The organism is Shewanella algidipiscicola, from assembly GCF_003605125.1.
Lineage (GTDB): Bacteria > Pseudomonadota > Gammaproteobacteria > Enterobacterales > Shewanellaceae > Shewanella > Shewanella algidipiscicola.
This window is the reverse complement of record NZ_QPQT01000010.1, coordinates 58,174-68,335: the sequence shown is the minus strand read 5'-3', so window position 1 is coordinate 68,335 and position 10,162 is coordinate 58,174. Positions and strand designations below refer to the sequence as shown.

Annotated in this window: 8 protein-coding genes; 7 read left to right on the top strand and 1 reads right to left on the bottom strand. The window is 50.6% G+C overall.

Features of this window, described 5'->3' with window-relative positions; genetic code table 11:
• The first annotated feature begins 28 nt into the window (after nucleotides 1-28).
• Genes DVO77_RS12325 through DVO77_RS12310 form a run of 4 tightly spaced genes read left to right on the top strand, consistent with a single transcriptional unit; the run spans nucleotide 29 to nucleotide 3,714 of the window.
• Nucleotides 29-1,231, top strand: coding sequence for a beta-ketoacyl-[acyl-carrier-protein] synthase family protein (locus DVO77_RS12325; protein ID WP_119978542.1), 1,203 nt, complete (start codon nucleotides 29-31; stop codon nucleotides 1,229-1,231).
• Nucleotides 1,232-1,235: 4 nt separating this feature from the next.
• The gene (locus tag DVO77_RS12320) at nucleotides 1,236-1,751 is read left to right on the top strand and encodes a hotdog family protein (RefSeq protein ID WP_119978541.1); all 516 of its coding nucleotides are present in this window, start codon (nucleotides 1,236-1,238) and stop codon (nucleotides 1,749-1,751) included.
• Nucleotides 1,748-2,473, top strand: coding sequence for a 3-ketoacyl-ACP reductase FabG2 (locus DVO77_RS12315; protein WP_110457615.1), 726 nt, complete (start codon nucleotides 1,748-1,750; stop codon nucleotides 2,471-2,473). Before DVO77_RS12320 ends, DVO77_RS12315 begins: the two co-directional genes overlap by 4 nt.
• Nucleotides 2,473-3,714 (top strand): beta-ketoacyl-ACP synthase, encoded by a 1,242-nt coding sequence (locus tag DVO77_RS12310; RefSeq protein WP_119978540.1) that lies wholly within the window; start codon nucleotides 2,473-2,475, stop codon nucleotides 3,712-3,714. Before DVO77_RS12315 ends, DVO77_RS12310 begins: the two co-directional genes overlap by 1 nt.
• A 110-nt stretch (nucleotides 3,715-3,824) precedes the next feature.
• On the opposite strand, the gene DVO77_RS12305 is transcribed toward DVO77_RS12310, so the two are convergent.
• The gene (locus tag DVO77_RS12305; RefSeq protein WP_119978539.1) at nucleotides 3,825-4,418 is read right to left on the bottom strand and encodes an FMN-dependent NADH-azoreductase; all 594 of its coding nucleotides are present in this window, start codon (nucleotides 4,416-4,418) and stop codon (nucleotides 3,825-3,827) included.
• Nucleotides 4,419-4,713: 295 nt separating this feature from the next.
• Between DVO77_RS12305 and DVO77_RS12300 the strand changes: the two genes are divergently transcribed.
• From DVO77_RS12300 to mtr, 3 genes are all read left to right on the top strand, one after another.
• Entirely contained in the window at nucleotides 4,714-6,087 is a 1,374-nt protein-coding gene (locus DVO77_RS12300) for a DUF4397 domain-containing protein (RefSeq protein ID WP_119978538.1), read from the top strand.
• Nucleotides 6,088-6,401: 314 nt separating this feature from the next.
• A complete protein-coding gene (gene plsB / locus DVO77_RS12295) occupies nucleotides 6,402-8,825 on the top strand; it encodes a glycerol-3-phosphate 1-O-acyltransferase PlsB (protein WP_119978622.1) in 2,424 nt (807 codons plus the stop codon).
• Nucleotides 8,825-10,084: a tryptophan permease gene (mtr, locus tag DVO77_RS12290; protein ID WP_110457619.1), complete on the top strand. Its 1,260-nt coding sequence runs from the start codon at nucleotides 8,825-8,827 to the stop codon at nucleotides 10,082-10,084. The genes plsB and mtr overlap by 1 nt, the downstream gene beginning before the upstream one ends.
• Nucleotides 10,085-10,162: the final 78 nt, after the last annotated feature.

The following is a 10,162-nucleotide window of genomic DNA, read 5'->3' as shown; positions in this document are numbered from 1 at the left end:
GTCACTCTCACAAACCATAAGAACCAACATGATGACAGAGATAGCAATCACCCATTTAGGTCTTTGTACCCCACTGGGGCACACGCAAGAGCAGGTGTTACAACGCCTGCTAGATGGTGATACCCAAGGGATGCTGTGGCGTGATGATCTGATCCCCGAGCAGCGCATATTGGTCGGGGCGGTCACCTCTCCCTTGCTGGCCATCCCTGACCCGCTGCTGCGCTTCGATTGCCGTAACAATCAATTACTCTTGGTGGCCGCCATGCAGATTGAGCAGCAAGTGACGCAGGCGAAAGCTCAGTATGGTGCCGATCGTATCGGCATTATCTTAGGCACTAGCACCTCGGGGATCGCCAAAGGCGAAAAGGCACTGGCTTATCGCGCCGAGCACGGCGTGCTGCCCGATGATTACCTCTACTCCAAACAGGAATTGGGTAATAGCAGCGACTTTTTACAGCACTATTTCAACCTTAAAGGCCCCTGTTATACTGTGTCGACGGCCTGCTCATCCAGCGCCAAGGTGTTTGCCAGTGCTAAACGCTTATTGGCGGCAAACCTGTGCGATATGGTGATTGTGGGCGGCGCCGATAGCCTGTGTAAGCTAACGTTAAATGGCTTCAATTCGTTAGAATCTATCTCCAAAGGTCACTGCCAACCCTTTAGCGCCAACCGCGACGGCATCAATATTGGCGAAGGTGCGGCACTATTTACCTTAATCAGAGGCCGCGCGGACGTGATGCTTGCTGGTGTGGGAGAGTCGAGCGACGCCCATCATATGTCGGCGCCTCATCCTGAGGGGCTTGGCGCCATCGCCGCTATCGAAATGGCGCTTAAGCAGGCCAATATTAGCGCCAAACAGATCGACTATATTAACCTGCACGGCACCGCAACCATCAAAAATGATGCCATGGAAAGCCGCGCGATAGCCCAAGTGTTTGCCGATGACTTACCTTGGGTGAGCTCCACTAAACCCTTAACAGGCCACGCCCTTGGCGCAGCGGGTGCCATCGAGGCGGCCTTCTGTTATTTACTCTTATCAGCCCGTAATCCAAGTGGGCGCTTACCGCCGCAGTTGGGCGATCAGCAGTGGGACGATAACAATCCGCCACTGCGCTTTGTGCCCGCTCACAGTGATAATGCCCAAGCGTGCGCGCTACGCTATGTCATGAGTAACTCTTTTGCCTTTGGTGGCAGTAACGCCAGCGTTATTTTTTGCCGCCCCGAGATGTAACCCAATGAACCAGAGCAATACCCACAACCCAAACTCCCCATTAGCGCTGCTCGATGTGGCCGATTATCTGCCCCATCGCGCGCCTATGATCTTGATCGATCGGCTGCTTGAACATCAGCCAGACACCTTGCTGAGCGAGGTATTTATTCAACCTAGCAGCCCCTATTTTGATGACAAGGCCCAATCTGTGCCCAACTATGTGGGAATAGAATATATGGCGCAAAGCATCGCCGCGCTTGCGGGAATTGAAGCCACCGCCAAGCAGCAGCCTATCCGCGTAGGATTTCTGCTGGGCACCCGTAAACTCCAGCTGCACATTAAGGCGTACCAATTGGGGCAGCGTTACCAGATCAGGGTCAGTCGCCTATATCAAGAAGAGAGCGGGTTGGCGGTGTTTGACTGCCAAATTCTGCACCAAGCTACCCTTGTGGCGACGGCCAACATCAATGTATTTCAGCCGCAAGACACCCAAGCCTATATAGCTCAAAGCAGCCAAGACAATAGGGAAGATAACTCATGAATAAACGCGTATTAGTCACAGGCTCTAGCCGCGGAATAGGTAAAGCCATCGCCCTCAAACTGGCGGCCAATGGGTTTGATATTGCGCTGCATTTTCACCGCAATCAAGATGCCGCTAACGCCACCCAAGCGCAGTTACAAGCCTTAGGCGCACAGGTCAGTTGCCTGCAATTTGATGTGGCCGATCGTGCTGGCGTCAAGGCGGCCATTGAGGCCGATATCGCGCAGCATGGCGCCTATTATGGCGTGGTGTTAAATGCCGGCATTAATTGCGACACCGCCTTTCCCGCCATGAGCGAGCAAGAATGGGACAGCGTGGTGCACACCAATCTCGACGGTTTCTATAATGTGATCCATCCCTGCACCATGCCGATGATCCAAACCCGCCAAGGTGGGCGCATTATCACCATGGCGTCAGTGTCTGGCATTGCCGGAAATCGCGGTCAGGTCAATTACAGCGCCTCTAAAGCGGGGATTATTGGTGCAACCAAGGCGCTCAGTTTAGAGCTGGCAAAACGTAAAATTACCGTTAACTGTATCGCGCCGGGCCTTATCGAAACCGACATGGTAACCGATATTCCAAGCGATATGGTTAAACAGCTGGTGCCGATGCGCCGCATGGGCACCCCGGCAGAAATCGCTGGGCTGGCGAACTTCTTAATGTCAGAAGACGCCGCCTATATCACCCGTCAGGTTATTTCAGTTAATGGTGGCATGATTTAATGACAAGTTCGACAAGACGTGTAGTGATCACCGGAGTCGGTGGTGTAAGTGCATTGGGCCACGACTGGCCAACCATTGCCAAGCGGTTACAGGCACAACAAAATTGTGTGCAGCGCATGGATGAGTGGGACAAATATGACGGTTTAAATACGCGCCTCGCCGCCCCCATCAACGACTTCGATAAACCTGCGCACTATTCGCGTAAAAAGATCCGCGCCATGGGTCGTGTCTCTGTCATGGCCACATGGGCTAGCGAAAAAGCCTTAATTGATGCCAATCTGTTTGACGATCCAGTGGTCAGTTCTGGCGCCATGGGCATCGCCTACGGCTCATCGACGGGCAGTACCGATCCGCTCATCGCCTTTGGTGACATGTTGAAAACTGGCGATATGTCTGGCGTCACCGCCACCAGCTATATACGCATGATGGCCCATACTACCGCGGTCAATGTGGGGGTGTTTTTTGGTTTAAAAGGCCGAGTGCACACCACCAGCAGTGCCTGTACGTCGGGCAGCCAAGGCATAGGTTATGCTTATGAAGCGATCAAATTTGGTCTGCAAGATCTGATGCTAGCCGGCGGCGCCGAAGAGCTTTGCCCAACCGAAGCTGTGGTGTTCGACACCCTGTTTGCCACCAGCACTCAAAATGATCAGCCCAGCATGACGCCGCGCCCTTTTGATAGCGATCGCGACGGGCTGGTTATCGGTGAAGGTGCCTGTACCTTAGTGCTAGAAGAGCTTGAACACGCCAAGGCGCGCGGCGCGAAAATTTACGCCGAACTGGTGGGCTTTGGCACCAATGCCGATGGGTTACACGTGACCCAGCCCAATGCCGACACCATGGAAGTGGCGATACGCTTGGCATTAAAAGATGCCCAGCTCGCACCCCAAGCCATAGGCTATGTTAACGCTCACGGCACGGCCACCGACCGCGGTGATATTGCCGAAACTCAAGCGACTGAGGCTGTATTCGGTCAGCAGATGCCTATCTCGTCGCTCAAAAGCTACACTGGTCATACACTCGGGGCGTGCGGCTCGCTAGAGGCTTGGTTAACGATTGAGATGATGAATGCGGGGTGGTTTGCGCCGACGCTAAACTTGCAGCATGTGGATCCGGCCTGCGGCAAACTCGATTATATTAAAGATGGCGTTCGCCAGCTAGAAACAGAGTATGTGATGAGCAATAACTTTGCCTTCGGCGGGATCAATACTTCACTGATCTTTAAACGCTGGCGCGACTAGACTGACACAGTAAAGCCGTGATTGGCAGTGGCATAATGAAACATGGCGTAACCTAGGTTACGCCATGTAAATATTCGGCCAAGGCTTAAGGAATGTAAGCTTTGAGCGGATTAAGCGACCAGTAGCTTAATCTCTTGCTGCGCCTGTTGCATCCCTTGCTCGGCAGCTTCTGGGCCCATATTGAGCGCTTCGGCATAAACGGTATCGACATTTTCAATACCAATAAAGCCTAATACCGTCTTAAGGTAAGGTACCACATGATCTGTCTCGCCGGCTTTATGCACACCGCCACGAGTGGTGACAACAACGGCCCGTTTACCTTGGATCAAGCCTTGTGGACCAGTATCGGTATAAGTGAAGGTCACACCGGCACGCGCGATCAGATCGATCCAGTTTTTTAGCTGCGTCGGAATGCTAAAGTTGTACATGGGGGCTGCGATGATCAGGGTATCGTGAGCCTTAAGCTCGGCAATCAGCTCATCAGAGACTGCGACAGCTTGTTGCTGCTTATCCGATAGATTCTCAGCCCCTCTTAATGCTAGTGCAATTTCACCGTCAAGCACGGGTAATGTCTGCTCAGCTAAATCTCGCACCGTCACCTTAGCCCCCTCTACTTGCCACTCTTGTAGCAACTCATCAACTAACTTAGCCGATTGAGAATACTCACCCAAAATACTCGATTTTAAAACCAATACACTCGCCATAACACACTCCAATACCGACTAAAGATGAGCCATTATAATTATCGATTAATCGAAACTAAAGCGCATAAAATGCGACAAAACAATCGATAAAATCGAATTGTAAAACCAACCACTCCTCCCTACAGACCGGTACGAATTAGGAATAAGCAAAGGCTAAATGATATCGCATTGATTTTATTTGATTAATTAACAAGCAAGGTGGTGAATCGTTTTTTATCCCCCTTTTTTTGTGATCTTGTGCTCTTATCTCGCCGTAGATAGCTGATGTTAATCAACTGTTATAGAGGAAGGATGCATGAAACGGATATACCCTGCGATACTACTCAGTACAAGCGTGATGTTTGGTTTGAGCGCGTGTAATGACGATGATGACGATATTATCAAGTTACCCGAGCCCATGCTTGAAACACAGGTACGTGTGATCCATGCTGGCGTCGATGCCCCAAAGGTGAACGTCAATGCCAACGGCGCCGCGTTACTCACTGACGTCGATTATGCCGTGTCCAGCGGTTTTACGACCGTTCCAGTTGATACCTATGCCATTGGCGTCGATGCCCAATTAGCCGATGGCTCAGTGCTTGAGGTATTAACCGCTGAGCTGGATGCCATGGCAGAGATGCAATACACCGCCGTCGCCGTTGGCAAGGTGACAGACGACACGCTGCAACTCAAACTCATCGCCAATGCGGTCAGTGACATCGCTACCGATTACGCCCGTGTACAAGTATTGCACGGCGCATCTGATGTCGGTTTAGTGGATATTTATGTCACCGCACCGGGAGTCGATATCACATCTCAGGCGCCCACCTTGTCGGCTAACTTCCTCGATGTCAGCGATCAGCTTGAGATCTTAGCCAGCGATTATCAGATCCGCATTACCGCATCTGGGCAAAAAACGCCGGTGTTTGATTCTGGCACTGTCCCATTGCAAGCTGGCAATGATTACCTGATAAGCGCCATCCCTAATGCTGCCACCGGTGATTCACCTGTAGCACTTCTGGTCGCCTTAGATGATGCACAGCTGGTGCTACAAGACACCATGACAGGCAGTGATGTGCGAGCCATTCATGCAGTAGCTGATGCCCCTGCGGTCGATATCTTCCTCAACGGCGCGGCCACCCCTGCGGTTGATATGCTTAGCTTTAGCGAATTGACCGACTACCTTAATGTGCCTGATGGCGACCATACCATTACCGTGGCAGCCGATGCAGACAACAGCCTAGTGGTCATTGATGCCGCGCCTGTGACGCTAGCGCAAGGCGCCAGCTATAGCGTATTGGCGGTAGGCTCGTTAAGCGATAGTGATATTGCACCATTAGTGGTGATGGAAGATCGTCGCCGAGTCGCAACTGAGGCCAAACTCAATATTATTCACGCCTCTTATTCGGCGGGTAATGTGGATATCTACCTCACTCCAAGCAGTGATATTACCGCTGCCACACCAGCACTTAGCAATGTGCCATTTAAAGCCACATCGGGCAGTTTGTCCGTGCCTGCTGGCGATTATGTGGTCACAGTAACAGGCACTGGCAGTAAAACGGCGGCGATTGGACCACTCAATGTTACGCTCGCGGCGGGTAACCTCTACAGCGTGGCGGCGGTAGATGCCGCAAATGGTGGCACTCCACTTGGAGTGATTTTAATGGATGATTTTGTGCCAGCGCTTTAGTTATTGCTGTTAAATGATTGTCTTATAAGCTACTTGTCTTGAGTGGCAGCTCTTTAAACTGCAACGCTTCAGCCATAGCGCTTTGATGATAGTGCATTGCAACACAAGGTTACGCTGACCATAGTATTTCAATGGCGCAGCGATTACTGATGAGACCAACCACAACAGCGCCTAATATAGTAGGCGCTGTTTTTTTATAAAAGCGCCTCTATCTCAACCCCTTTTGGCCCGCCTAAAGGAGACAAATTAGGGTGTCGCTGTCATTTTCTGGTATTCTCTGCATTATTAAAAATGACTTGAACACATACATAATCATGTCCAAACAAGACTCTTTCTGGTTTAAATCATTACGTTGGATACAAAAGAAACTGGTCCATACTATAGTGGTTCCCCAGCACCCTTTTGATGACCTAAATCTGGATTCAGATAGACCTCTGGTCTACGTAATGAAGACGAAATCCATCAGTGATATCGCTGCCTTGAGCGAGATAACCGCTAAACTCGGCTTACCTAGCCCCTATGAAGCACTCAATGTGTGCGGCGAAAAAATGTCGCGCGTCGTCTGTCTCGAAGGGGCGAAACCCTTGTTTGGTGAACGCGAGAGTAACGAATATTACCTTGACAGCTTCACTCGTCTACTCAGTGCACACAAACAACACCCAGAACTCGACATTCAGCTAGTGCCCGTCAGCCTATACTGGGGGCGAACTCCCGGCAAAGAAGATGACACCATGAAGGCGGCAGTGTTCGAGCGAGAAAACCCGACATGGCTGCGTAAGTGCCTGATGATTTTATTCTTAGGCCGACATAACTTCGTACAGTTTTCTAATGCGATGTCGCTGCGATACATGGCCGACGAACACGGCACAGATAAACGTATCGCGCAAAAACTGGCGCGAGTGGCACGGGTGCATTTTCGTCGTCAACGCAAGGTCATGACCGGGCCTGTATTACCGAATCGCCAAAACTTATTTCACTCGCTGCTTAAGTCTGAATCGATGAAAAAAGCGATTCAAGAAGAAGCTCAGAGCAAAAAAATCTCCGAAGCCCAAGCCCGCGAAACCGCACTCGAATACCTAGATGAGATCGCGGCGGACTACTCCGACAGCCTAGTGCGTATTGCCGAGCGCTTCCTCACTTGGTTATGGAATAAGTTGTATAAAGGCATCAATATCAAAGGCGCAGAGCAGGTTCGTCAGTTGCACCATGACGGTCATGAAATTGTCTATGTCCCTTGTCACCGTAGCCATATGGACTACCTGTTACTCTCTTATATCCTCTATTACCAAGGTATGGTGCCACCGCATATTGCCGCCGGAATTAACCTTAACTTCTGGCCCGCTGGGCCCATGTTCCGCCGTGGCGGCGCCTTCTTTATTCGCCGCAGCTTCCGCGGCAACAAACTTTACACCGCCGTCTTTCGTGAATATTTAGATCAACTGTTTGCCAAAGGCTATTCGGTTGAGTATTTCACCGAAGGTGGGCGTTCACGCACAGGACGCTTATTAGCACCGAAAACCGGCATGATCGCCATGACACTTAACAGTGTACTGCGCGGAGTCGAGCGCCCAGTGACCTTAGTGCCTGTGTATCTTGGCTATGATCATGTGATGGAAGTGGCCACTTACCACAAAGAGCTCAGCGGTAAGAAAAAGAAAAAAGAGTCGCTATGGCAGGTGTTTGGTGCCATCCGTAAATTAGGCAATTTCGGTCAAGGTTACGTTAACTTCGGTCAGCCAATCACGCTACACAACTTCCTTAACGAGCAAGTGCCAAACTGGCGTGAAGAGCTGGCCCAAGACCGCGAGCAAAAACCCACTTGGCTCACCCCTGTGGTCAACACTTTGGCTAATCGGGTGATGACGCGCATTAACGATGCCGCCGCAGTCAGCTCGGTGACCTTAACCAGTTTAGTGTTACTGGCCTCAGAGCAACATGCGTTAGAACGTTCACAGCTGGAAAAACAGCTAGATCTGTATCTGACCATACTCAAAAAGCTACCTTACACTGAATTTGCCTCGGTCGTTGAAGGCGACGGCGCCAAATTGATAGAACAGGGGCTTGAGCTGAAAAAGTTTACACTCGACCGTGACCCACTGGGTGACATCATCTCTATCGATGAAAGTCAGGCGGTGTCTATGACATATTATCGCAATAATATCATTCACTTAATGATTATCCCGTCGTTAATCGCCAGTTGCCTAACCCAGCACGATAACTGCACTCGTCAAACGATTATCGATACCGTCGAAGACTTTTATCCACTGCTACAAGCCGAACTGTTTATGGGAATAGACGATATACCTGAGTATGTCTCTCAGTTGTTGGATCTGCTACTTGAGCAAGGGCTTATCAGCGAGGCAACTAGCTTTAACGTCAATCCAGAGCATCTTAACCAGCTACTGCATTTGGCGGGCACTATCAGTGAAACTATGCAGCGCTACGCCATTATCTTCAATATTTTGGCCGCAGCACCTAACATTGAACGCTCAGAACTCGAGAGCGATAGCCATCAGTTAGCTCAGCGCCTTGGCGCATTGCATGGCATCACAGCACCTGAGTTTTATGATAAAAAACTCTACGGCACCCTGAGCGTTAAGTTAAAAGAGTTAGGTTATCTGGCCGGCGATGCTAAGCAAGCCGATGTGCAGCGTATTCGCTCACGAGCGAACCACCTGCTGCATACCTCGGTAAAACAAACGATTGTCGACAGTGTCGCTGCGGAGCACCACGCGTAATGGCCAACCATATGAATGCCGCCAAGCATAAAGCCTCTGGCAAATCATTATTGGGTGGCGCAATGATTATCGCAGGTACCGCCGTCGGTGCCGGGATGTTCTCTCTGCCTGTCGTCGGTGCGGGTATGTGGTTTAGTTACTCGCTAGTGATGATGTTAGGCGTGTGGTTTTGTATGTTGGTCTCTGGGCTGTTACTGCTCGAAACCAATTTACACTTCGAACCTGGCGCCAGTTTTGACACCTTAACCCGCGACACCTTAGGCAACTTTTGGCGCATCGTAAACGGTCTGTCCATCGCCTTTGTGTTGTACATCCTAGCCTATGCTTACATCAGTGGCGGCGGGTCCATCGTCAACCATAGCTTAACGGGCTTAGGGATTGAATTGCCTCAAAGCTTAGCCGGGCTTATCTTCGCCGTTGGCTTAGCCATAGTGGTGTTTATCAGCACTAAGGCGGTCGATCGCATTACCACCATCATGCTGGGGGGGATGATAATCACCTTCTTTTTGGCCATAGGTAATTTGCTGATCGAAATTGAGCCCGTTAAGTTGTTTAATCCCAATGGTGAAAACCGTTATTTACCCTATATGTTAGCGGCGATCCCGTTTGGTTTAGTCAGTTTTGGTTATCACGGCAATGTGCCAAGCTTAGTGAAGTACTATGGCAAGGACGCCAATACCATAGTGAAAGCCATCACTTTGGGCACCTTAATCGCGTTTGTCATTTATGTCTGCTGGCTCATGGCCACCATGGGCAATATCTCACGTATCGAGTTTATCGATATTATCGCCCAAGGGGGGAATATCGGCGTGCTGGTAGCGGCGCTATCTGATGTGATGAGTAGCCGTTGGCTTAATACCATGCTAACCCTGTTTGCTAACTTGGCGGTAGCCTCGTCGTTTTTAGGGGTAACCTTAGGGCTGTTTGACTACCTTGCGGATCTATTCGGTTTTGAGGAAACTCGCGCTGGCCGTTTAAAAACCGCGACGGTCACCTTTGTACCGCCAACCTTACTTGGGCTGCTGTTTCCCAATGGCTTCTTAATTGCCATTGGCTTTGCGGCCATCGCCGCCACCATTTGGGCGGCCATTGTGCCTGCCTTGATGGCGTATCGGGCGCGGCAGATGTTTCCCCATAGCCAAAGCTTTAAAGTACCTGGCGGCACAGCAGTGATCGCCATCGTCATTGGTTATGGCGTATTGACCGCGGCCTGTCACCTGCTTGCCATGGCTGAATTGTTGCCAGTCTACGGTTCGTAATTCACCTCACTGCAACCCAATAAAAAAGGCGCTCTTAGAGCGCCTTTGTTTGTTTACTGTTGTCATTTACAAGATAAG

Bases quoted from the DNA above. Each gene is read 5' to 3' on its own strand.
- DVO77_RS12325 (WP_119978542.1), top strand. From the start codon at position 29: ATGATGACAGAGATAGCAATCACCCATTTAGGTCTTTGTACCCCACTG.
- DVO77_RS12320 (WP_119978541.1), top strand. From the start codon at position 1,236: ATGAACCAGAGCAATACCCACAACCCAAACTCCCCATTAGCGCTGCTC.
- DVO77_RS12315 (WP_110457615.1), top strand. From the start codon at position 1,748: ATGAATAAACGCGTATTAGTCACAGGCTCTAGCCGCGGAATAGGTAAA.
- DVO77_RS12310 (WP_119978540.1), top strand. From the start codon at position 2,473: ATGACAAGTTCGACAAGACGTGTAGTGATCACCGGAGTCGGTGGTGTA.
- DVO77_RS12305 (WP_119978539.1), bottom strand. From the start codon at position 4,418: ATGGCGAGTGTATTGGTTTTAAAATCGAGTATTTTGGGTGAGTATTCT.
- DVO77_RS12300 (WP_119978538.1), top strand. From the start codon at position 4,714: ATGAAACGGATATACCCTGCGATACTACTCAGTACAAGCGTGATGTTT.
- plsB (WP_119978622.1), top strand. From the start codon at position 6,402: ATGTCCAAACAAGACTCTTTCTGGTTTAAATCATTACGTTGGATACAA.
- mtr (WP_110457619.1), top strand. From the start codon at position 8,825: ATGGCCAACCATATGAATGCCGCCAAGCATAAAGCCTCTGGCAAATCA.